General features: G+C 64.7%; 18 protein-coding genes and 1 pseudogene. 6 read left to right on the forward strand and 13 right to left on the reverse strand.

Translation table 11 applies throughout. The features are described from left to right. Nucleotides 1-19 precede the first annotated feature (19 nt). The 8 genes from AC3ANQ_RS13700 to AC3ANQ_RS13735 form a co-directional block, all read right to left on the reverse strand. Entirely contained in the window at nucleotides 20-517 is a 498-nt protein-coding gene (locus AC3ANQ_RS13700; protein WP_488301557.1) for a GNAT family N-acetyltransferase, read from the reverse strand. A gap of 297 nt (nucleotides 518-814) precedes the next feature. After that, entirely contained in the window at nucleotides 815-3316 is a 2502-nt protein-coding gene (locus tag AC3ANQ_RS13705) for a beta-glucosidase family protein (RefSeq protein WP_488301558.1), read from the reverse strand. Nucleotides 3317-3384: 68 nt separating this feature from the next. Beyond that, nucleotides 3385-5043 (reverse strand): sulfatase family protein, encoded by a 1659-nt coding sequence (locus tag AC3ANQ_RS13710; RefSeq protein ID WP_488301559.1) that lies wholly within the window; start codon nucleotides 5041-5043, stop codon nucleotides 3385-3387. Further along, on the reverse strand, nucleotides 5040-6410 hold the full coding sequence (locus tag AC3ANQ_RS13715; protein ID WP_488301560.1) for a sulfatase family protein: 1371 nt from the start codon (nucleotides 6408-6410) through the stop codon (nucleotides 5040-5042). The genes AC3ANQ_RS13710 and AC3ANQ_RS13715 overlap by 4 nt, the downstream gene beginning before the upstream one ends. Before the next feature lie 9 nt (nucleotides 6411-6419). Further along, nucleotides 6420-7256, reverse strand: coding sequence for an ATP-binding cassette domain-containing protein (locus AC3ANQ_RS13720; RefSeq protein WP_488301561.1), 837 nt, complete (start codon nucleotides 7254-7256; stop codon nucleotides 6420-6422). Further along, a complete protein-coding gene (locus AC3ANQ_RS13725; protein WP_488301562.1) occupies nucleotides 7253-9088 on the reverse strand; it encodes a dipeptide/oligopeptide/nickel ABC transporter permease/ATP-binding protein in 1836 nt (611 codons plus the stop codon). The genes AC3ANQ_RS13720 and AC3ANQ_RS13725 overlap by 4 nt, the downstream gene beginning before the upstream one ends. Next, entirely contained in the window at nucleotides 9085-10026 is a 942-nt protein-coding gene (locus AC3ANQ_RS13730) for an ABC transporter permease (RefSeq protein ID WP_488301563.1), read from the reverse strand. The genes AC3ANQ_RS13725 and AC3ANQ_RS13730 overlap by 4 nt, the downstream gene beginning before the upstream one ends. Before the next feature lie 68 nt (nucleotides 10027-10094). Further along, nucleotides 10095-11621: an ABC transporter substrate-binding protein gene (locus tag AC3ANQ_RS13735; RefSeq protein WP_488301564.1), complete on the reverse strand. Its 1527-nt coding sequence runs from the start codon at nucleotides 11619-11621 to the stop codon at nucleotides 10095-10097. A gap of 292 nt (nucleotides 11622-11913) precedes the next feature. On the opposite strand from AC3ANQ_RS13735, the gene AC3ANQ_RS13740 reads away from it, so the two are divergent. Genes AC3ANQ_RS13740 through AC3ANQ_RS13760 form a run of 5 tightly spaced genes read left to right on the forward strand, consistent with a single transcriptional unit; the run spans nucleotide 11914 to nucleotide 15925 of the window. Continuing rightward, nucleotides 11914-13476 (forward strand): sulfatase family protein, encoded by a 1563-nt coding sequence (locus AC3ANQ_RS13740; protein WP_488301565.1) that lies wholly within the window; start codon nucleotides 11914-11916, stop codon nucleotides 13474-13476. Further along, the gene (locus tag AC3ANQ_RS13745; protein ID WP_488301566.1) at nucleotides 13473-14129 is read left to right on the forward strand and encodes a PadR family transcriptional regulator; all 657 of its coding nucleotides are present in this window, start codon (nucleotides 13473-13475) and stop codon (nucleotides 14127-14129) included. The genes AC3ANQ_RS13740 and AC3ANQ_RS13745 overlap by 4 nt, the downstream gene beginning before the upstream one ends. Then, nucleotides 14126-15142 (forward strand): formylglycine-generating enzyme family protein, encoded by a 1017-nt coding sequence (locus AC3ANQ_RS13750; RefSeq protein ID WP_488301567.1) that lies wholly within the window; start codon nucleotides 14126-14128, stop codon nucleotides 15140-15142. Before AC3ANQ_RS13745 ends, AC3ANQ_RS13750 begins: the two co-directional genes overlap by 4 nt. 36 nt (nucleotides 15143-15178) lie before the next feature. After that, nucleotides 15179-15577: a YidH family protein gene (locus AC3ANQ_RS13755; protein WP_488301568.1), complete on the forward strand. Its 399-nt coding sequence runs from the start codon at nucleotides 15179-15181 to the stop codon at nucleotides 15575-15577. 3 nt (nucleotides 15578-15580) lie between these two features. Further along, nucleotides 15581-15925: a DUF202 domain-containing protein gene (locus AC3ANQ_RS13760; protein WP_488301569.1), complete on the forward strand. Its 345-nt coding sequence runs from the start codon at nucleotides 15581-15583 to the stop codon at nucleotides 15923-15925. A gap of 939 nt (nucleotides 15926-16864) precedes the next feature. Here AC3ANQ_RS13760 and AC3ANQ_RS13765 read toward each other — a convergent pair. Continuing rightward, complete coding sequence (locus AC3ANQ_RS13765) at nucleotides 16865-17260, reverse strand: hypothetical protein (protein ID WP_488301570.1); 396 nt, start codon at nucleotides 17258-17260, stop codon at nucleotides 16865-16867. A gap of 29 nt (nucleotides 17261-17289) precedes the next feature. Between AC3ANQ_RS13765 and AC3ANQ_RS13770 the strand changes: the two are divergent. Then, nucleotides 17290-18102, forward strand: a pseudogene (locus AC3ANQ_RS13770) (glycoside hydrolase family 32 protein); the annotation flags it as partial. 290 nt (nucleotides 18103-18392) lie between these two features. On the opposite strand, the gene AC3ANQ_RS13775 reads toward AC3ANQ_RS13770, so the two are convergent. From AC3ANQ_RS13775 to AC3ANQ_RS13790, 4 genes are all read right to left on the reverse strand, one after another. Continuing rightward, nucleotides 18393-19178, reverse strand: a complete 786-nt coding sequence (locus tag AC3ANQ_RS13775) for a DeoR/GlpR family DNA-binding transcription regulator (RefSeq protein WP_488301571.1) — start codon at nucleotides 19176-19178, stop codon at nucleotides 18393-18395. A gap of 73 nt (nucleotides 19179-19251) precedes the next feature. Beyond that, on the reverse strand, nucleotides 19252-20001 hold the full coding sequence (locus AC3ANQ_RS13780; protein ID WP_488301572.1) for an SDR family NAD(P)-dependent oxidoreductase: 750 nt from the start codon (nucleotides 19999-20001) through the stop codon (nucleotides 19252-19254). 156 nt (nucleotides 20002-20157) lie between these two features. Continuing rightward, on the reverse strand, nucleotides 20158-21156 hold the full coding sequence (locus tag AC3ANQ_RS13785) for a Gfo/Idh/MocA family protein (protein ID WP_488301573.1): 999 nt from the start codon (nucleotides 21154-21156) through the stop codon (nucleotides 20158-20160). Further along, on the reverse strand, nucleotides 21153-22055 hold the full coding sequence (locus AC3ANQ_RS13790; RefSeq protein WP_488301574.1) for a sugar phosphate isomerase/epimerase family protein: 903 nt from the start codon (nucleotides 22053-22055) through the stop codon (nucleotides 21153-21155). Before AC3ANQ_RS13790 ends, AC3ANQ_RS13785 begins: the two co-directional genes overlap by 4 nt.

The raw sequence follows: 22055 nt of genomic DNA on the forward strand, positions 1-22055 counted from the left end.
GTCGGCTGATTCCGGGGACTCAGCCGGCAAGTTCCTTTTCGAAGCAGACTGACGCCGGTATCGCGGTGTCGTAGGGCGGATAGGCCGGTATTTGTCGGTAGCCGATCTTCCGGTACAGGGCTTCTGCTTCCGGTTGTTTGCCGCCGGTTTGAAGAATGACCCGTCTGGCGCCGGCCGCAGCTGCGATCTGCTCCAGCCCGGCCATCAGTCGAGTCGCCGCCCCGAGGCCACGCGCTGCGGGGTCAACGATGACACGCTTGACTTCCCACTCCCCGTTCAGCAGGCGAAGTGCCCCATGCGCTATCGCATGCCCGGAGGCGGTGACGACGAGGACGTTCGCGACGAAGTCTTCAGCGGGGACGTCTAAGGCCGACCTGGCGGCAGCCGGAAGGGCGGGTTCGTCCTCCGTGGCGTACCGGTCGAGGAGTTCCTTGTTCAGCAGATCCCGTAACCGAGCAGCACGCGGATCCTCAAAAGTAACTTCTTCGAGATTCAGAGCCAACTTCTCACCCGACACCAGACCTTCCTTCAGATTAGCGTGGAATCATGCTGCCGACCCCTGGAAGAAGGAGTCGACGGCGGCCGAAACGACAGCCCTACTGGAGTCCCCGGTCTGGGGACTCCAGTATGACGTCATGGTACTGCTCGGACCCTGCCGATCCGACCTCTGGATGACGCCCCGGATCTGAGGCAGAATGAACCAAGCGGGTGGAACGACCCCATTGTCGCACCTGAAAGTGCTGACCAGAACACGCCTCTTGACGGCCCTTGGTGGCGTTCCGCCCGCCCCACTACCGCGCTGTTCAGCAGCCTCCTAGGCACCCAGCTCCAAGTTCACGGACAGCGGCAGCTCGTTGACTGAGGTGCCGATGCGCAGGCGGTAGTCCCCTGGTTCGTAGCTCCAGCCGTTGTCCCAGTAGGCCAGCAGGCGGGTGGGCACGTTGAGTGTGGCGGTGGCTGTTTCCCCGGGCCCGGCCCACACGGGCGCGGAGGCGACGAGCCAGCGCACGGGACGGTCCACCGCGGATCCGGGCTTTTCGGCGTAGACCTGCACGACCTGCTTGCCAGGCCGGGCGCCGGTATTGGACAGGGTCACCGTCAGCGGAACGACGGTGCCGGGCACCGCGGTGGCGAGGGCCTCAGCAGAGTCGAGGGTCCAGTGGGTGTAGCCGAGTCCGTGCCCGAATTCGTAGGCCGGTTCCGTCCCTGCTTTCAGCCAGGCCCGGTAGCCGATGTGGATGCCTTCCTCGTATTCCAGCTTTCCGTCGACGTCAGGGGTGGTGTTGATGACCGGCACGTCCTCCTGGGTCGCGGGCCAGGTGGTCGGGAGCCGGCCGCCGGGTTCGGCGGCGCCAACCAGGATCTCGGCGAGGGCGGTGCCGAATTCCTGCCCGCCGAAGTACCCGATCAGGGTCGCCGCCACCTCGTCCCGCCAGGGCAGCAGCACCGGGGACCCGGAGTTCACCACCACCACGGTGCGCGGGTTGGCCGCGGCGACGGCGTGGACCAGGCGGTCCTGCAGGCCCGGCAGCTCCAGGGTGGTGCGGTCGTAGCCTTCGGATTCGACGCGGGAGTTCGTGCCGACCACGACGACGGCGACCTCCGCCACCCGGGCCGCTTCCACCGCTTCCGCGATGAGGGCCTCGGGGTCGGTGTCGTCCGCTTCGAGCCCGATGGTCACGGCCAGGGCATTGCCCAGGGCCCCGGCGCGCCCGGCGAGGTCCAGTTCCACCGTCACTTCCAGCGGAACACCTGCGGTGACCCGGACCGGGACGGAAGCGGAGGGCGGGGCCAGGAACGCAGCGCCCAGGTCCGTGCCCGTGGCCTCGATGGACGCCTCATGCGCCAGGACCCCGTCCACGAAGATCCGCCCGTGCCCCACGGTGGAGAAGCCCAGGCGAATGGTGCCGGTCTCCTCCGGGGTGTAGATCGTGTGGAACTGGACCATCGAGGACCCCGCGATCGGGGCGGCCCCGCCGAACCAGACCAGCGCGGTGGAGCGGCGGTCCTCCGCGAACAGTTCCTTGCCGGTGGAGGCAAAGAACCGCACCCGCAGCCCCGGCCCGCCCGTGACCGGGTTCCTCAGCTGTTCCAGGGGCAGTTCGGCGATGCCTTCCTGCACCACCGCGCCCACGTTGTAGGAGACGTTCTCCGGGCCGAACGCGGCACGGATCCCCTCCAGCGGGGTGACGATCTTTTCCGGGACCACGGTCGCGGACCCGCCGCCCTGGGTCCTGGCATGGCGGGCGTTGTGCCCGATCACCGCAACGCTGGTGACAGAAGCGGGAGCCAGCGGCAGCACGCCGTCGTTCTTCACCATCACCGTGCCCGCCACGGACGCCTCCCGGGCGAACGCGACCGGATCCTCCCGCTCCGCCGGCATTCCGTCAACCTGTTCAGCGGCCACGGGCTCGAAGCCCTCCAGGGCGCCCACCCGGGCGGCCAGCTGCAGGATCCGCAGCACCTTCCGGTCGATCGCGGCCTCCGGAACCGTCCCGCATTTGACCGCCAGCACGAGCGCCGGACCCCAGGGGCCGTCCGGGCCCGGCATCACCAGGTCCTGGGAATGCTTCGCGCTCTCCACGCTGCGCACCGCGGTCCAGTCGCTGATGACCACGCCGTCGAAACCCCACTCAGTGTTCAACGGGGATTCCAGCAGCTCGTTCTGGGTGGCCGTGACCCCGTTGACCGAGTTGTACGCGCTCATCACCAGCCACGCCTTCGATTCGACGATGGCCTTCTCGAACGCCAGCAGGTACAGCTCCCGCAAGGCCCGGTCCCCCACCTTCACATCCACCGTGAACCGGTCCGTCTCCGAATCATTGGCCACGTAATGCTTCGGGGTGGCCCCCACGCCGTTGCGCTGGGCCCCGGCCACATACGCGGCCGCGAGCTCAGCGGTCAGGACCGGGTCCTCGCTGAACGCCTCGAAATGCCGGCCACCCAGCGGGGAACGGTGCAGGTTGATCGTCGGGCCCAGCACGACGTCGACTCCCTTGCGGCGGGCTTCGACGGCGGAAGCCGCGCCGAGCCGGTCCGCGATCGCGGGGTCCCAGCTGGAGCTGATGGCAGCGGCCGAAGGGAAGTTCATCGACGGCTCCCGCTCATCCCACACCTCACCCCGCACCCCCGTGGGCCCGTCCGAGAACAACATCCGCCGCAGCCCGATCCGCTCCACCGGCCACGTCGTCCAGAAATCCCGGCCCGTCAACAACCGCACCTTCTCCTCCAGGCTTAGTTCAGCAAGGAGCGACTTCAGTCGCTGGTCAATAGCAATCTGATCTGCAGAGCGGCGGTCCGGGGTAAGCGTTTCCATATCGGGTTCCTATCGTGAGAGTCTTCTTGTTGTTTGCCACGTGGGCCTGATTTTGAACGTCGTTCGGGTTACGTGGCGTGTTCGGCCCGGGCGGGCACCGGCGCAAGAGTCTCCAGACTGGGCTGGAAGCCGATCCGCCACGCACGGAACCACAGTTGTTCGGCGTCTTCCGTCATGACTGGTCCTGAGTACAGATGCCAGCGCCGTCCGTCGTGTTCGGGGCTTCCTGCGGTTCTTTCCATGCGGGTACGCCCATTGATGGGGCCAGGAGGATCCGTGGTCCACGCGATGGACGCCCCATCGGTGAGGCATTCAGCTTCCAGCCCGTGTGGCGTCTGGACGATGATCGGCTCCGCCGTGGTGCGTGGCAGGCCTGCGGGCCGCCAGCGCTCGATGAGTTCTGCTTCGTCGACCAGCCCGAGGTCGCCGAAGCGGCCCTGCCAGCGCGCCAGCGCGTCCCGGAACCGGTCAAGATCGGCGCCATAGGCTGGATCGGCGACGAGGTTTTGGGTTTCGTGGGGATCCTCGAGGAGGTCGTAGAGCTCCTCGGCGGGCTTGGAAGCGGCCACCAGCGTGCGTTGAAGGTCGGTGAACAGGCTGCGGGGCTCACCGCAAGCGAGCTGCCTGGCCTCCGCTGCTGCGATGCGGCGAAACTCGGCCAACGTCGGCAACCGGTCCGGGTAGTCGGTATGGAGCATGGGCGGGCGGTCGGGGTGGAAGTTTCGAATGTATCGGAATCGCTGGTCCCGGACGGTGCGGGAGGTGTCTTCGGCTTCATCCATCCGGTCCCGTCCGCCATAAACGTACTCGTTCGGATCCTCTACGAAGGACCCGTCCGGCCCGAACAAGGGAACGCCGTGCATGTGTTCGGGGACAGGCAGTCCGCAGGCCTGCAGCATCGTCGGGGCCAGATCCATCGTGTGGACCAGGTCTCCCCTGACTGTCCCGCCCGGGATCGCATCCGGCCAGCGTATGATCAATGGCTCCCGGAGACCGGCTTCCGTGGCCCAGCGTTTGGCTCGCGGCATACCTTTGCCGTGATCGGACCAGAACACCACGATGGTGTTCTGGGCCAGGCCGTCTTCTTCCAGCTGGTCCAGGATGGTTCCCACCCAATGGTCCATTTCGGTAATGAGGTCCGCGTATCGTGCCCACGCCCGCCGGAACACGGCCGTGTCCGGGTAGTACGGCGGCAAGGGCGCCAACGCCGGATCATGCCTGTCAGCGGCCCCAACGTTCGCCGTACTCGCCTCGAATGCTTCGTCGTCCACATCGATTCGGGATTCGTGGGTGGCCATGCCGTGGAATGCCGCAAAGAATGGGGTGCCGGGGTTTGGGCGGTTCCGCCAATGGGCAACTGGTGAGCAATCATCAAAGACGGTGGGTGGAATGTCGACTTGGAAGTCCGTGAACCAGTTGTTCGTGCAGTAGTAACCGGCCTGCCGGAAATATTCCGGCAGGAGTCTCACCTCTGGCGGGGGCACGGCCTTGGTGCGCATGTGCATTGTCCCGATCACCGTGGGGAAGCATCCGGTCATGATCGCGGACCGTGCAGGCGCGCACACCGGAGCGGAAGCGAACGCGTGGTCAAACCTCGCCCCTTCGGCGGCGAGCCGGTCAAGAAGGGGCGTCACCGCGTACTCTGCCCCGGGCCAGACGCCCGTGTAACACCCCAGGTCGGGGTTGATGTCGTGAGTGGAGATCCACAGGATGTTCGGCTGGTTCATTTGTCCGAGCTGCCCAATAGTTCGCCGGGTACCTCGGCATCGAACGCTGCGACCAGGGGGTCGCCCGTCTCAGCCATCCATCTCGCCAGTGCGTCGCGTTTTGCGGCAAGCACGGTGGCGTCGGAAGGCTCGGCTGCGAGGTTGTGCAGGCAGTCGGGGTCGGATGCGAGATCATAAAGTTCCTCGCGCGCCCGGGAGACGTAGAAGTCTGCGTGCTGCCCGGTATCGGCGTCGTCTTCGGCTGCGGCGAGCATTGCCTTCCAGGACAGGCCGAACATGTTTTCAGCCCGGTACTGTGTGTGGCCGTCCACCCAGGCGTTCCAGATGTAGCCATGACTGGCGTCCTGCACGCAACGCATTTCGTAGCGCTGCTTCGCCGCGGTTTCGTGGAAAACCGTGAATACTTTTTCGCGTTGGCTGTCCTGCCGCTTTCGGAGCAGCGGGAGGAGTGAACTGCCGTCGAGCCCGGCGGGGGTCGCGACGCCGGCCGCGTCGCAGAACGTGGGGAACAGGTCGAGCATGTTTACGAAGTCGTCCGCATTGCTGGTGCCGGGGGTGGTCACCCCGGGCCAGCGCATGATGAGAGGGGTCAAGGTGCTGCGCAAATAGCAGTTGGCCTTGGCGAAAGGGAATGCCATGCCGTTGTCGGAGAGGAACACCACCAGAGTTTCTCCCGCAGCGCCGGAACGTTCCAGGGCTTCCAGGACTTCCCCGACGACGTCATCACAGCGACGGGCGGAGCTGAGGTATTGGGCGTACTCGGTACGGACGCCGGGCACGCCTGGAAGGAACCCGGGGAGCTGGGCCTCGTCCGCTTCGAATACCTTGGAAGGCTCCGGGTAGAGCTCGCGTTCTTCCGAAGTCCACTTGTCCCGCTCATTCTCGCTGCCATGGAAAGGCCTGTGTGGATCGTGCGCGTTGGCCATGAGGAACCATGGCCGTCCTTCCCGTGTTGCCTCCGCGATGAACTCTTCGGTCCGGCTTCCGTAGGCCGCAGGGTCGCGGCCCAGGCCAAGCTCGCGCATGTTCACAGCGGTGTCCCAGGCAAAGCGTTCCACCGGTTGGAGGTGGTCTACTTTGCCGAGGATGCCCACGCGATAGCCCGCCTGTTTGAGGAGGTCGTTGATGACCCCGATCCGATCGTTGATCGGCTCGAAGCCCTCGGCCCCGTTGCGGTGCGGCCATAGTCCGGTCATCAGGGCGGATCGGCTGGGCTGGCAAACCGCCGCGGGGACGTGCCCCCGGCGGAAAACCATCCCTTCCGCCGCGAGTCGGTCGAGGTTCGGAGTCGCTTCGGCCGGGCCTCCGAATGACCCGGGGGTGTTGCCGTCCATGTCGTCGGCAGTGATCAGGAGGATGTTGGTCACGGGTGCTCCTTAGGCATTCTGCTCGGCCAGAAGTCGGTGTCGTTCTTCGCGGCGTTGGGCCTGGGCTTCGGGGTCGGCAACCGGTGCGGCGAAGAAGAGCCGCTGGGTGTAGGGGTGCCGGGGTGCGCTGGTGACCTGGTCGCCATCGCCGAATTCGACGATGTCGCCCCGGTACATGACGGCCACCCGGTGGCTGATGTGCCGGACGACTTCGAGGTCGTGTGAAACGAACAGGTACGCGACATGTGTCTGTTCCTGGATGTCCTTGAAGAGTTCCAGGACGCGTGCCTGGGTGGACAGGTCCAGGGCGGAGACGGGTTCGTCGCAGACGATCAGTTGTGGTTTCAGGGCAAGGGCGCGGGCGATCGCGATGCGCTGCCTTTGGCCTCCGGAGAATTCTCGCGGCAGCCGGTTCCCGGAGTCCGCCGGGAGCCTGACCATCTCGAACAGCGCTTGGATGCGTTTGGAGGCTTCAGCACGCGGGACTTTTCGGACGGTCAGCGGTTCGGCAAGGATCTGCTCGACGGTCCGGGACGGGTTCAGTGAGGTGTAGGGGTCCTGGAAGACCACCTGGATGTCGCTGGCCAGTTCCCGGCGTTCGGCGCGTCCGGCGTGGGCGATGTCCTGTCCACGGAAGAGCACCTTGCCTTCGGTCACGGGTGCCAGGCCCAGGACCGCGCGGCCCAGGGTGGTCTTGCCCGAGCCGGACTCCCCTACCAAGCCGACGCATTCTCCGGCGCGCAAGTCGAGTGAGACGTTGTTGAGGGCCCTGAAGGGCTTGGCCCGGAAGCTCTTTGAGGGGTATTCGACCGTGACGTTCTTGATGTCCAACAATGGCTGGTTCACCGCAAGGCTCCCTTCCGGGACGGGCTGGCACTTGGTCCAGCGTCAAGTGTGGCGAGTGGTCCGCGGGGCCGGGTCTCGCCGAGGATGGCTCCGAGGAGTTCGCGCGTGTAGGAATGGCGCGGGTCGGCGAAAATGGACCGCGTAGGGCCGGTCTCCACGATCCTCCCCAGCCGCATCACCGAGACGCGGTCGCAAAGGTCCGCAACGACGCCGAAGTTGTGGGTGACCAGGATGACGGCCATCCGGAATTCCGATTGCAGGTCGCGCAGCAGGTCCAGCACCTCGGCCTGGACAGTGACGTCGAGCGCCGTGGTGGGCTCGTCCGCGATGAGCAGATCAGGATTGCAGGAGATCGCCCCCGCGATGAGGACGCGTTGGGCCATTCCACCGGAGACCTGGTGCGGGTACGCGGCAAATGTCCGCTCGGGATTGGGGATTCCCACCCGGGCCAAGAGCCCCAGTGCGCGTGCTGTTGCTTCCTTCTTGGAAATCCGAAGGCAGATCCGCATCGGCTCGACCAATTGGCTGCCGATAGTGAAGGAAGGGTCCAGGTTGGACATTGGTTCCTGGGGAATGTAGGCGATACGGGATCCCCGGATCTTTTCCATGTCCTTCTCGCTTAGGGCGGCCAGGTCTTCCCCTTGGAAGAAGATCGAGCCTCCCGTGATCCTCCCGCCTTCGGGCAGCAGCCGCAGGGCTGACCATGCTGTCTGGGTCTTGCCTGAACCGGATTCTCCCACGAGTCCGTGGACTTCGCCGCGGGCAACGGTGAGGGAGACGTCGTGGACGACGCGCTTCGTTCCGCCGTCTCCCGTCTCATACCCGACCGAGAGGTTCTGGATGCGGAGGACCGCTTCGCCGGCCGGGCCGCCGTCGTCGTGCCGCATGACTTCGTCGCTCACGACGGCGGGTGGTTCCGCGAACTGCTTGCGACGGCGCCGGCGCGGCGCGTTGGAGCGTTCGAGCTCGTCGCGCAGGCTGTTGGCCAGCAGGGTCAGCGAAATCAGGGTGAGGCCGATCGCGAGGGCCGGCCAAACGATCAGCGGCGGTGCCGTGTAAAGGTTGGTGAACCCGTCGCTGAGCATGGCGCCCCAGGTGGGGACGTTGATGTCGCCCAGGCCAAGGAACTCAAGTCCGGACTGAACAGCCAGTGCCACGCCCCCGACGATCGCGGATTGGACCACGATGGGTGCGCGGACCACAGCCAGGATGTGGATGCCGATGATCCGCGGATCGCTGAGGCCGGAGACCCGGGCGGCATCGACGTACGGCTCGTTCCGGACCGCCGAGACCGAAGCGTAGACGAGCCGGAAGAAGGCCGGGGACAGCATCACGCCGAAGATCAGCATTGAGGCCCATAGGGAGGGGCCGACGACGGCGCGCGCGGCCAGGAGGACGATGATCGCCGGGAGTGCCATCAGCAGGGAGATGACCCAAGTCGAGACTGTATCGATCCACTTGCCGTAGTATCCGGCCAACAGGCCGCCGGTCACACCGATCACCATGGAGGTGACCAGGGCGAGAAGCGCGCCGGCGAGGCTGAACTGCGCCCCGAAGAGGAGCCTTGAGAGCACGTCGCGGCCTGCACCGTCCGTCCCGAGAAGGTGGACCCCATCCGGGGAAGACAGGACCGCGGAGATGTCGGCGGTGTTGGGGTTGTGTGGCGCCAAGAGCGGGGCCGCAATAGCGCTGACGATGGCCACGGCAAGGAAGAATATTGAACTCAGCGCCAGCGGGTTGCGCAGAACGCGACGCAAGAGAGAGGCCTGGGCCGCGGCCTCCGGCGAAGCGATGGCGAGCTGGGGATCTGGGGCGTGGACGGGTGTACTCATGACAGACGCACTTTCGGGTTGAGCCAGCCCTGGGCCAGGTCTACAAGGAGGTTGAAAATGATGACGAGGATGCCGGTAGCGACGAGCAGCCCCATGACGAGGGGAATGTCCCCCTGCGTCGTGGCCTGTACGGCCACCTGGCCGAGGCCGGGGATGGCAAAGACCTGCTCGACGATCACCGCGCCGCCGAGAAGCCCCACAAAGTAGACCGCGAGGACAGCGAGGGCAGGCCCGGCGGCGTTGCGAAGGACGTGCTTGAGGACAACGCGGCGGGCGGGGATTCCGCGGCTGCGCAGGGTCCGTACGTAGTCGTTGCGCAGGGCATCGATCACGGAGCCGCGAACCTGCTGGGTGACGCTGGCGATGCCGCCAAGGGCGAGGGCGATCACCGGAAGTGTGACGGTCTTCGCCCACCCCGTGGGGTCGGTCAGGAACGGCACGTAGCCGGTGGGGTCGAACCAGCCCAGGGTGAGGGCGAAGACGAGCACGAGTCCCACCGCGAAGAGGAAGCCGGGGATCGCGTGGCCCACGATGGCCAGGAGCTGCGCGAAGCGGTCCACCCATCCGCGTTTGGTGGCGGCGAGCACGCCCAAGACCACCGAGATGACGGCGATGAGGATGATGGCGCCTGTTACCAGCGACAGCGTCACAGACAGGCGCGAGCTGATGGCGTCAAGGACTGGCTGACCGCTGAACCAGGAAGTGCCCAGATCACCCCGGACGGCGTGGGAGATCCAGTCGCCGTACTGGACCAGGACGGGACGGTCCAGCCCCAGTTGCTGGGCCTTGAAGGTGACGGTTTGCTGGTCGGCGTTCTCGCCGAGGATCTTCCTGGCGATGTCGCCGCCGCCAAGGTAGAGGAGTGTGAATCCAAACGTTGTGATGGCGGCCAGCAGCGCGACGCCCGTCAGCAGCCTTCGCCCGATAAAGGTAAGCATTTTCGTGATCTCTCGATTCGTGGTGACGGCTGGGCGGGGACCCGCGTCGACGGGTCCCCGCCCGTGCCTCAGGCCTTGGGCGTGATGTTCCAAAGGTTGGGCCAGACATTGCCCTGGTTGAGTTCGACCCTCGTGCCCGCGTTAGTGACGAAATAGTTTGCCGGCGAATACCACGGAGCGAACCATGCCTGGTCAACGACGTATTCGTTCAGCTTCTTCAGGGCCGCGGCATTGTCGGCGTCGCTCCCCGTGCGGATGGTTGCAAGGAGTGCGTCGACGTTGGGGTCCTGGTACTTGAAGGTGTTCCAGGTGGCGTTGGGCGCGATCATGGTGCTGATCAGCTGCCAGTCGTTCACGTCCCGTTGCAGGGTGAAATAGGAGAGGCCGTACTTCTGCGCCTGGAGGTCCGCGATGGTGTTGGTGCCCGTGTCGATGAACTTGACCTTGATGCCGACGTCGCCCAGTTGCTGCTGCAGCAGGGGCCAGAGGGACTTCGGGAAGCCCGGAGATGTCGGCAGCGTCACCTCAAGGCCGCTGGCGTAGCCGGCGTCGGCCAGGAGTTTGCGGGCCTTGTCCGGGTCAAACTTGTACGTCGAGTTCAGCGTGGCCTCATAGGCTGGAGATTCGGGGCGGAAGACCTGGCCTGTGGCCTCGCCGCGTCCGAGGCCGACAACCTTCAGCATGGCGGCCGCATCAACTGCATAGTTGATGGCCTGCCTGACCTTGACATTGGCCAGCGCCGGGTTGGACTTGCCTGCACGGTCGAAGAGGATGAGTCCGGCGAAGTTCAGGTTCTGCTCGTTGGATTTGAAGCCGGCTGCTTCAACCTGCGGGAGGATGCTGTTGTCCGCGACCGCGGCGGCGTCCAGTTGCTTGCCCCGCAGGGCATTGAGCTCGGACGTGGCGTCGGTGTAGACGTTGATGGTGAGGGTGTCGTACTTTACCGAGTTCGCGTCCCAGTACTTGGGGTTCTTCTCAAACTTGTAGGACGTGCCGACCACCGTCTGGCTGGTGTTCAGGGTGTAGGGGCCGGAGCCGACCGGATTTGTCTGCGCATCCGCCTTTCCGAAGGCGGCCGGGCTTTCCTGCAGGCCTGCCGCCTGGGCGAGATTGATGAGGAACGCCGGGTTCGCCCGCTTGAGCGTGATCTCCAGGGTGGTCTTGTCTTTGGCCCTGGCATCAGCCAGGTCTGCGACCTTTGACTTCTGCGGGGAGGTGCCGTCGCGGAAACGCAGGAGGTTCTGCGCGGCGACTTCTGCGGTGAATGGCGTCCCGTCCGAGAAGACGACGCCGTCCCGGAGAGTCATGGTCAACACCGTCTTGTCCGTGTTGTATTCCCACTTGGTGGCCAGGGACGCTTGGACATCCTTGCCGTTGGGCGCCGGCTTCAGCAGCCCGTCATAGACCGCTTGGGCGTACACGGACTGGTTACCCCAGTTCATGTTCCTGGCCTCAAACGTGGCCGGGGCAAGGACGTTGCCCAGGGTAATGCTCTTGGAAGCCTGGGAAGCGCTGCTGCCGCTCCCGCTGGCACAGCCGGTTAGCGCGAGGCCGGCAGTAAGTGTCACTACCAAACCTGCCTTGGTGAAACGCATCTTTACGTCCTTTCAGCTGGGGAGGCACCCGGAGCTTCGACGCTCGGTGCCTTCTGCTCCGCGATGAACAGTTAGCTACAGAATGGCAGATTGTGATCCAACACACAAGGCCTTTCTATAAAACTATGCACATAGCTTTCTTTTGATTTTTAGCTGTTGTCACTGTTGCCAGCTGTTCCATTAGTGCTATAACGGTTATGGAACCAACCGAGCATGGGCCCAGGCTGCCGGAGTTGACCCGCCAGATCCGGACCACGGCACAAGACCGCCAGCACAAGACAGGACTAGATCGATGAAGATCATTTACGTGGACGTAGACTCCCTCCGTCCCGACCACACCGGGCCTTACGGCTACGACCGCAAGATCACGCCGAACCTTGATGAAATGGCCCGGAACAGCGTCATGTTCGACCGGTATTACTGCTCCGATTCACCGTGCCTGCCCTCCCGCACAGCACTGACGAGCGGGCAGCACGGCATCTCAAACGGTGTGATCGGCCACTTCGGGGACGATTCCCGGTTCCGCCTGGACGCGGGGCATGCTCCCCACCCGGGCCGCCCTTTGCTGGGGCAGGCACTCAATGCAGCCGGATACACGTGCGCGGCAGTCTCATCGTTTGCCGAACGCCACCGGGCCTACTACTTCATGGGGAACTTCCGTGAAAACGTGCAGGTCACTCCGGACATGGGCGATGAACCGGCGGACATGATCACCGACGCCGCCGTCGATTGGATCCAGCGGCACCGCGACGTCGAGAACTGGTACCTGCACGTGACGTACTGGGACCCGCACACGGACTACCTGCAGGATGAATCCTGGACCGTGAAGGCGGCCGCTTCCGGTCCTGCCCCTGCGTGGCCGGACCAGGAGACCATTGATGCCCACGCCGAAGTGTACGGTGCGCGTAGCGCCCTTGATCTTCATTACTCAGGCGCTCCGCGGAAGTCCCGGGTCCCGCACAACATGCCGGATGCCATCCGCACACGGGCCGACTTCGAGCACCTCATCAACGGCTACGACGGAGCCATCCACTTTTGGGATTCCGAATTCGGTCGCCTGCGCCGCCAGATCGAGGCGATGGGCCTGGCCGATGACGTGGCCATCATCGTCTCCTCCGACCACGGCGAATCCTTTGGGGAACTCGGGCTGTATGCCGAACACGGCCTCGCCTCCGAGCCGGTCCACCGACTCCCCATGATCATTCACTGGCCGGGCATCACCGACCAGCCCGGAGTGGCCGCAAGCCGGAACGACGCGCTCCTCTACAACATCGACTACGCCCCGACCATCCTCGATCTGCTGGGTTTGGATCAGCCCGAAAAGTGGCAAGGCCACTCCTACGCCGCGGCCGTCCGGGGCGAAACACTCGAATCCCGCCCCTACCTTGTGTGGGGCCACGGAGCCCATACCTACCAGCGGGCCGTGCGCACCCGCGACCACTTGTACATCCGCACCTACCACCCCGGCTGCTTCCGTGCCGAGTGGGAATCGCTGTTCAATGTCACCGAGGACCCCTACCTGACCCGCAACCTCATCGACATCGAACCGGACCTCGCCATGCAAATGCGGTCCCACCTGTTCGAGTGGCTGGGTTTCTATGCAGGAACTCCGGGGGCCCTCCCGGACCCCATGCAAGGCGCACTTCAGGCAGGGCCCACCCTGTACAACCAGCCGGACGACTACATGGAGCACCTGAGGAACACCGGGCGCGCCCACCTCGCCGAGGACCTCATGGAACGGCTGCACCCCAAGAATGGCGCCACCCACGTGTCCTGGCACGCGCAAGTTCCCGTATCGGCCGGCGACCGGGCCGCCATGCGCAAGCGGTACGAAGCCTTGATGAGCACGGAATGACCGCCATACCGGATATCCTCCTCAAAGGCGCTTCTACCCAGCGCCCTGAGGAGGCGAAAGTGTCGTTGGGTCGGTTGGAAGTCATTCTGCTGGGCTTGCTCTCCACCGGGGACCGCACGGGCTACGACGCATGGAAGTGGCTTGAGGGCCACGGTCCTTTCGTGGGATACACCGCCAAGACCTCGCAGATCTACCGGCAGCTGGGCAAGCTCGTGGAATGGGGGTGGGCCACGCAGTTCCTGGATCCGCGCAGCTCCGGTCCCGATGCAAAGCTTTACAGGATCACCGATGCCGGACGCTCCACGCTGCAGGAATGGATCGACTCCCCCTACATACCGTCACCCCGGCCGCTTGACCCGGACTTCCAAGTGCGGCTCCGCTTCGCCGGGAGCTCCGGCCCCGAAAAGGCGCTCGAATTGGTGCGGATCGAACTGGCCTACCGCAGGGAACGCGAGGCCGGCATTGACAGGACCTTCGACGAAGTACTCGTCAGCTCCGATGCCACCGCAGAGGAGCGACAATGGTCCAAGGAGTGGTTCCTGATGCAGAACGAACGCGGACACTACATGGTGTCCAACCTCATCGCCTGGCTCGAGGCAACGGAACGCCGGCTCCAGACACTCATCGGAGAGCCGTCCGAAGGACAAACATGATCGAGGACAACGGAACATATGGCGCCACGGCCGGGAGCTGTTGTGCCGCGCCGCGGCAGGACAACGCAACGGGACGGGCCAATCGAACAGAACGGGCCGACGTCGGACGCTTCCTTCCGGTCGCCGCCGTCAACGGCGGCGCCTCCGCGGGAGCTTCGCCGGCCCTGCACGAGGACGTGCTGATTCCCGGTGGCGTGTTCGCAATGGGCGATGCTTTCGGCGAGGGATACCCGGCCGACGGCGAGACGCCGGTGCACGACGTGCGCCTGGAGGCGTTCCGGATCGACGCGGCGGCCGTCACCAACCGCATGTTCGCCGCGTTTGTCGAGGACAGCGGCTACCGCACCGAGGCCGAGCAGTACGGAACCTCGGCTGTGTTCCACCTGCTTGTGCAGGCACCCAAGAACGAGATCCTCGGGGCCGCGGCCGGGGCACCGTGGTGGTTGAACGTCCGCGGCGCCGACTGGGCCCACCCGGCCGGACCGGATTCACACTGGAGCACGACGCCGGAGCACCCTGTGGTGCACATCTCCCACCATGACGCCCTGGCCTACTGTGCCTGGGCGGGGCGCCGCCTGCCCACCGAAGCCGAATGGGAGTACGCCGCCCGCGGCGGACTCGCCGCCAAACGCTACGCCTGGGGCGATGAACTCACCCCCGAGGGCGAACACCGCTGCAATATCTGGCAGGGCACGTTTCCGAAAACGAACACGATTGAGGATGGCTATTTAGGGACGGCGTCGGTCAAGTCATTTCCGCCCAACGGCTACGGTCTGTACGAGGTGGCCGGAAACGTTTGGGAATGGTGCTCCGATTGGTTCCTGCCCAAGTACTACCGCACTTCAGCCACCGATAACCCCACGGGCCCAACGATCGGCGCTGGGCGGGTCATGCGTGGCGGGTCCTACCTTTGTCACGATTCGTACTGCAACAGGTATCGGGTAGCAGCCCGCACTTCTAATACCCCCGAATCCTCCAGTGGTAACTGCGGATTCCGCACGGTGGCGCTGTAGATGAAGCAAACACAGCCGACAACAAGAGAACCCCACATGGCAAATGCTGACCTCCGGAGCGGTGACGGACGAAGCAGTTTCTCCACCCGGATCCTTGGCGGCGGAACCGAGCCGGACCCGCGGTTCACCCTCGCCAACGAGCGCACTTTCCTGGCCTGGATCCGCACCTCGCTGGCTCTGCTCGCCGGCGGCGTCGCCGTCGAGGCCTTCATGGCCGATCTCTTCGGCCCGGAACTGCGCAGAACCGTCGCGGTGCTCCTGCTCGTGCTCGCCCTCGTCATCGGCGGCGGATCGTTCTTCCGCTGGCTAAAGGTCGAACGTGCCATGCGGCACAAGACCCCGCTGCCGCTGCCCTGGATCGCACCCATCCTCGCCGCCGGTGGCGCCCTCGTCGCGGCCGTCATGATCGTCTTCGTCCTCGTCCGAAACACCTGACCCGTGCCGGCACAGAACAATCCCCCGGCGCACGACGATGCCGGCCTCCAGCCAGAACGCACGGACCTCTCCTGGGGCCGCACCACGTTGTCCATGGTTGTCGCCGCCGCCATCTTCCTCCGCTGGCTGCCCCACCACGGCTGGTTCGTCGGCATTCTGGTAGCCGCCGCTGTCGTCGCCGCCCTGGCCATCAGCCTCACCCGCAAGCGCCGCTTCCGCCGCGCCATCCACGGCATCCAGCAGGAAAGAATGGCCCCGGACATCGCATCGACAGCAGCAGTAGCCACCAGCGTCGTCATCCTCGCAGCACTGGGGATATACACCGTCCTCTTCCTACCCCTCACATAACTGGCAGTGGTTGCTAAGCTAGCGCGGAGCCATTCTGCTACTCGTCGGCATAGGCGCAGTCTCCCACCCGTCCCACTCCTTGGATACCGGGACAGTCCCTATAGAACACTGCAGCGCATGTGGATGTTAAGCGACGATGGCGGTAAATCTCAGGATACGCGGGCGGCTAGGGTTGCCAAGATACGCCTCACTTTGAGATTTTTCCTTCCAACTCCGGCAACAGCTCGCTTGGTGGCGTTCTGTCGGGGCTTTCGTGAGGCCTCGTCGCGCCCGTCGAAGGATCGGCCAACGGTCACCGCGGGTGAACCGTTAGTGATTCACAGACTATGTGCGGGAGTCGCGGAGCATACTCCTGTCCCGCGAAGGTGTGCCGCACCCGGCGGGCCGCAAACCGACCTCCCGGGATCAACTGGGGTGTGAAACGCCACGTCGTACTTCGCCGAAGGAACGAAGCTACTTTGGCCCAGCCTCCTGGATCCTCCAGCCTTCGCCCGGCGTGTACGCCGCGAGGACAGAGCCCTCGCCAAAGGCGGGACTTGATCCGTGGGCATACCGCAAGACAGCTGAGGTGCACTGCAAACCCCGCAGAACATCCTTCGCCCTGGTTAGAGCGTCGCCAAAACTGGCGCACTGGATAAGGGAACGACCAGCAGCCTGGTCGGTCATGTATTCGACGAAGTACGCCATGGGCGGGAGTATGACACGCCCGTCAGAGCCCGGAACAGGGCCCTAAGTCACAGCCTGGTTAGCGGCGGACGTCGCTGATGCAGCCTCTGGAGATCACATGCAGCAAGGACGGCTCCGGACTCATTCCCTCACGCCCGCGACGGCGCGAAAAGAGGGCACCAACGTTACTAATGAGATGGGTCTTTGCTGCCACAAAGATGTCCACTGATAGGCCGGAACCCGCGTCATTCCGGGGATTTTGGTACCCACCTCCTATAACAACTTTGGTGCCACGGAGTTCTCGTGGCGCTCCTGACATTGTTTAGTTAGGAGGTGGGTACTTCGTGGGCAGAATATCCCTTGTTTGCCGGGCCCCAGACGTACGTGGCCCAAGGTATAAGCCCTGGCGATTTGGGGTGACCATTCGGTTGCAGTCACGCTGACGGGTTCGGTGAAGAGATCTTCGGAGAGAGCCAGTGGTCCATCAGCTACAAGCCGCTCGATCAGGTGCAGGGCTTCTACCGTGGCCAGCATCTCGCTGCAGACTGTCTTTGTTGCATTCAGCAGCATCTCTTCGGCGCTGATGCCAGCACCGTAGGAACGGCGCAGCTCATCCTCGTGCAACAGCTGACCGTAAAGCCAGGCACCGGCGACTTCCTTGTTGGTCATGCTCGGTCCGCTTCGCGGCTCGGTCGGGCCCGGGTGCCGTGGCCGGCGGCTCCGGAGGGCAATACTTCGTCGGCGACTTCGACGGGGTGCAGTTCACCGCCGACCCTGATTCACTCGTTCCAGCGGATGCCGACAGGAACGTAGATCTCAGACACTGTCTGTGGCTCGACTGGGGACGTGACTACTACGCCGCCGTCTCCTTCAGCAACGCCCCGGAGAGCCGCCGCATCATGATCGGCTGGATGAACAACTGGGACTACGCCAACTCCTTGCCCACGTCTCCGTGGCGCTCCAGTATGTCGATTGCCCGCGAGGTCGAACTCGCGACAGTGGACGGTTTGCCGCGCCTGGTGCAGCGCCCCATGCTGACATTGGACTCCGGGGAGCCGGCCCGCACCATCCAGGACATGGAACTTCACGACTCCCTGCTGCAACTGCCCGACGCGGCGCCCGGATCAGCCCAGCTGATCGAGGCCGAGATCCTGCCCGGCACGGCACGGACCGTTGCTTTCAGGCTTCTCGGCGCACCGGACGGGAACGCAGCAACGGTCCTCAGCTTCGATGCCGTGACGAGCCGGCTCACCCTGGACCGCCGCAACTCCGGAAACACCGCCTTCCACGACAAGTTCGCGTCGGCCGAGTCAGCACCCGTGAAGCTCGACGACGGCGCGCTAAGGCTCCGCATTATCGTCGACCAGTGCTCGGTGGAGGTCTTCGCCCAAGACGGCAGGGTCGTTCTGACCGATCTGGTGTTCCCCCCATCCGGGAACCTCGGCACCGACGTGTGCGTCGAAGACGGCACGGCCATGGTGCGGAAACTAGCCGTCACGGCCTTGTCCTAACGACCGAACCGCACTGCAGTGCCAGGTCCCCTTGACAGATTTTTGCACGACGGCCCGTTTTTCTCTAAGAAATTGGAGGGTGAGATCAATGCCTTCGAGCTCGCCTAACCAGACCGCGGCAGAGGTGTCGATTGACAGGCAAATTGATCCACGGGACCAATTTGCGAACGGCGTGATTCCGCAGGTTCTGCCTCCCCGAATCTGGCTCGTTCTGCCATCGAAGATGGTCCTTTTCCACGCCCTCCAGAGCCGCAGACACCGCTCGCTAAGGGCATAGCGGCTCTGGGGAGTCAGATCTCGGCGATATGGATTCCTACGCCAAGGTCCTGGATCGCGTGCCGCGTCGGCTCGGCGAGGTCGGAGTCTGTGACTACAGCGTGAAGCTTTGCCAGAGGCACGATGTTGAAGCGCTCAAGGGAACCGAAGTTCGCGCTGTCGGCGAGCAGGACGCCCGAGGACGCCGCGTCCAGCGCCGCCCGCTCGAGGAGAACCGTCTCTGCCGACATCGTGGTGATCCCGTGCTCGACGTCCCAAGCTTGAGTGCTGAGGAAGCACAGGTCGAGGTTCACCGAGGCAAGGGTCGCGGCAGCGAAGGGGCCGCTGCTCGAGCGGCTATCAACGTCGATCGTGCCGCCCGTGTGGATCGTCTCGATCTGTGGGTAGTCGAAGAGAGCAGCCGCGACGTAGTAGGAGTTCGTCACGACGGTGATGCCTTTGCTGGCGGCTAGGAACGGGACGAGCAATTCGCACATGATTCCCGCTTCGAGGAAGACGACCATGCCGTCTTCGACGAGGGCCGCTGCGAGTCCGCCCACGGCCCGCTTGCGCGGCAGGCTGAGCTGAGAGCGTGACGAGCGCCCGGCCGGCGGCTGGGTGCCAGAATCCTTCGCCAGGCGGACTCCACCTTGGACCGCTACGACGTGGCCGCTCGCCTCGAGGTTGGAGATGTCGCGGCGCACGGTCATATGCGAGACCCTCAGGAGTTCCGTGATGTCGCGGATGCTCAGGACCCCAGCCGTCCGGAGGAGGCGGAGCAGCTCCTTCTGCCGCTGCTCCGGAATCATTGGACTGCCCACGGTCCCTCCCCTCGTGCCCGCGCTTTTGCCTGAAATCACGGTTGCCGGCTCGGACCCTCCACCGACCTCACGCTCAGGTCCCCATACCGAGGTGCGCACCTCCCGCCACGTCGAGTGTCACGCCGGTGATGTAGCGGTTGTCCGGGTCGGCAAGGAAAAGGATGGCGCGGGCGACTTCGTCGGGCTCGGCGAACCTGCGCATTGGCAGTTGCGCGGCCCGCTTGGCCCGGTTGGCGGCTGCGTCAGGACCGGAATCCTTGGCAAATTGCGCCCACATGGGAGTGTTCACAGGGCCTGGTGCGATGGCGTTGACGGAGATGCCGTTGGGCCCGAGCAACTCAGCGAATGACCACATGATGTGAAGCACCGCAAGTTTGCTTGCGTTGTAGGGCAGGTAGTTGCGGCGTGCTTCTTTGGCTGCCACGGAGGACAGGATCACGATGGCGCCTGCGGTGCCGGACCCAAGCATCGACTGCGCCGTCTCCCGTACCATCGAGAACGTCCCGGTGGAGTTGATCCGCATGATGGATTCGAACTCTTCCGTAGTTGTCTCCATTATGTCGGGGGTGGTGCCTAGCACTCCCGCTGCATGGATGAGGACATCGATGCGGCCGTACTTCGCTGTGACGTCGTGGACGACGCCTGAGCATTGCTGTTCGGAGGTGACATCGAGCGGGAAGAAGTCCGCCAGTTCCTGGCCCTCCTTGGGGGCGCGGTCGGCGCCTATGATGAGGGCGCCACCGGCTGTGAGTGCGTCGATAACTGCGTCACCGATGCCGCCGCTCGATCCGGTCACCAGTACCACGTGGTCTTTGAGACTCATTTGATCCTGCCGTTCATGGCGTGGCTGACCCGCTGCTCCCCCGCGGTCAGTGTGTAGTCTGCTCGCTCCATCTTCATTGATCCTTACTTGAGGTGTGTTTTCTGACGTTTCCCATGGGTTCGGTCCTGACTGCTTTCCACGTCTGGCTTTTGCTGCTCAGCTGCCTTGGCCGCTCGTGGCGTGGCTTGCCCATTCCCGGCCATCTTGTTCTTCTGTGGGCAGCCCGGAGGCTGCGAGAATCCGGTCGAGCAGCCGCTGGGTGTGGACAGCTTCGCGACCGGAGGTAAGCGGCTGTGCCCTGTCGGCCACCCGGTCAAGGAAGTGGTGGACGGCCGCCGAGAACCCAAGTGTGTCGGTCGCTGTCGCCCAACCGTACGCCTCGGCGCTGAGCTCGCGTGATGTGGTGACTCCCCTGACTGTGGTCGACACTGTTTCGGGGGCGCGCACCTCCACGGTGTTACCGTCGCCATAGGCGTCCAGTTTTTCGTTCCAGGCACCAGCTGTTCTGGCAGCCATGAGCACTCCGGTGTTGCCGGTACTGAAGCGGATGATGGCTGCGACGCCGTCTTCTTCCCAGGGATCATCGCCGGCTGCGTGCGCGGCCACGTCCACGGGTTCGCCGCCGCAGTACCAGCGGAGGAGATCGACCATGTGGATGGCGTTCTCGAACGTTGCGCGGTATTCCGATCCCGGGCGGTTCTTTTGCGCGACGCAGAAGGTAGCGCCTTTCGCGCCGAACAACTCACGGCCGGCGGTGTAGACGGGGGCGTAGCGGCGGTTGAAGTCGACCATCAGGATGCGGCCGCGCTCGTCGGCGAGGTCCGCCAAACGTTCTGCCTCCTCGGTGGCCGGGGCCAAGGGTTTTTCGCAGAACACGTCGACGTCATTGTCCAGGCACAGCTGGACCGCGTGGGCGTGCTCGGACCGGGGCGTCAGGACGAAGACTGCGTCCAGATCCCGAGCATCCAGCATCTCCTCCACTGACCGGTAGGCGGCGCCGAAACCCCAGCGCCGAACCAGGTTGCCCGGGTCCTCGCGGCGGGACACCAGGGCTGCCAACTCGACATCATCGCGCTGGACGAGTGTGGGCAACTGGGCGATAGTGGCGATATTCCCTGCGCCGATGACGCCGACGCGGAGGCGCTGCCCGCTCATCGGGCGTTCTCCATTTCAGCGAGATCAGTGAGCATTCCGCGCAGTGCGGCCGCTGATTCCCGGAATCCGTCCTCGGGGGTGGGGAGGTCTTGCGGGTGCCAGCGATACTCGTACTCGATGCTCAGCAGATCGTCGTAGCCGTGGCGCAGCAGCGCCGCGAGGATCTGGGGCCAGGGAAGGACGCCGGTGCCGACGACCCGTGATCGGACGGCGCGCTCGGACGCGTCTACGCGGGCCGTTTCCGTGGCGCGGAAGGCCGCGGTCGGGTCGGTGAACACGAGGTCCTTCACGTGCACGTGACCGATCAGCTTGCCTTGAACGGCAAAGGCCTCCTCGAACGTCTCGTCGTGGGTGAAGGTCAGGTTGGCCTGGTCGTAGAGAACACGAACGGCTGGGTGCGCAACCTCGCGGACGAGCGCCGCGGTTTCGGCCGCAGTCTGCGTCATGGTTCCGAAGTGGTTCTCCACGCACAGCCGCACGCCCGCCTGTTCAGCCTCAGGTGCCAGGGTCTGCAGGGCCTCCCGCAGTCTCGCCCATCGCCCGGCATGATCGGCGTCCCCCGGGTGCCAGGATCCCGCGTATACACGCACCCGGTCGGCCCCGAGCAGATGCGCGGTCTCAATCGCGCCACGGAAGTCGTCTACTCCGCCGCGCCATTCACTCTCTTCCAGAGCGTTAATGGCCGTGGTGTAGGGCGTAAGGCCAATGATGGGCAGGCCCTCATCTTCCGCCGCCCTCAATGCCTCCATGGCGGCGCGCCGGTCCCCCTGAGGGAGACCCGAAGTGTAGCCATCCTGGTAGATGACTTCTGCAGCATCGAGCCCTGCGGCTCGAAAAAGCCTGATTGCCTGGGGGACCGTATGGTTCGGAGTGCCTAGTGTGTGGCCTGCCAGTCGCAT

The organism is Arthrobacter sp. DMZ02-1R, from assembly GCF_057747935.1.

What these genes read in the sequence shown, in the direction of transcription:
- AC3ANQ_RS13705 (WP_488301558.1), bottom strand. Translation starts at nt 3,316, where the DNA reads ATGGAAACGCTTACCCCGGACCGCCGCTCTGCAGATCAGATTGCTATT.
- AC3ANQ_RS13710 (WP_488301559.1), bottom strand. Translation starts at nt 5,043, where the DNA reads ATGAACCAGCCGAACATCCTGTGGATCTCCACTCACGACATCAACCCC.
- AC3ANQ_RS13725 (WP_488301562.1), bottom strand. Translation starts at nt 9,088, where the DNA reads ATGAGTACACCCGTCCACGCCCCAGATCCCCAGCTCGCCATCGCTTCG.
- AC3ANQ_RS13730 (WP_488301563.1), bottom strand. Translation starts at nt 10,026, where the DNA reads ATGCTTACCTTTATCGGGCGAAGGCTGCTGACGGGCGTCGCGCTGCTG.
- AC3ANQ_RS13735 (WP_488301564.1), bottom strand. Translation starts at nt 11,621, where the DNA reads ATGCGTTTCACCAAGGCAGGTTTGGTAGTGACACTTACTGCCGGCCTC.
- AC3ANQ_RS13740 (WP_488301565.1), top strand. Translation starts at nt 11,914, where the DNA reads ATGAAGATCATTTACGTGGACGTAGACTCCCTCCGTCCCGACCACACC.
- AC3ANQ_RS13745 (WP_488301566.1), top strand. Translation starts at nt 13,473, where the DNA reads ATGACCGCCATACCGGATATCCTCCTCAAAGGCGCTTCTACCCAGCGC.
- AC3ANQ_RS13750 (WP_488301567.1), top strand. Translation starts at nt 14,126, where the DNA reads ATGATCGAGGACAACGGAACATATGGCGCCACGGCCGGGAGCTGTTGT.
- AC3ANQ_RS13755 (WP_488301568.1), top strand. Translation starts at nt 15,179, where the DNA reads ATGGCAAATGCTGACCTCCGGAGCGGTGACGGACGAAGCAGTTTCTCC.
- AC3ANQ_RS13765 (WP_488301570.1), bottom strand. Translation starts at nt 17,260, where the DNA reads ATGACCAACAAGGAAGTCGCCGGTGCCTGGCTTTACGGTCAGCTGTTG.
- AC3ANQ_RS13780 (WP_488301572.1), bottom strand. Translation starts at nt 20,001, where the DNA reads ATGAGTCTCAAAGACCACGTGGTACTGGTGACCGGATCGAGCGGCGGC.
- AC3ANQ_RS13785 (WP_488301573.1), bottom strand. Translation starts at nt 21,156, where the DNA reads ATGAGCGGGCAGCGCCTCCGCGTCGGCGTCATCGGCGCAGGGAATATC.
- AC3ANQ_RS13790 (WP_488301574.1), bottom strand. Translation starts at nt 22,055, where the DNA reads ATGCGACTGGCAGGCCACACACTAGGCACTCCGAACCATACGGTCCCC.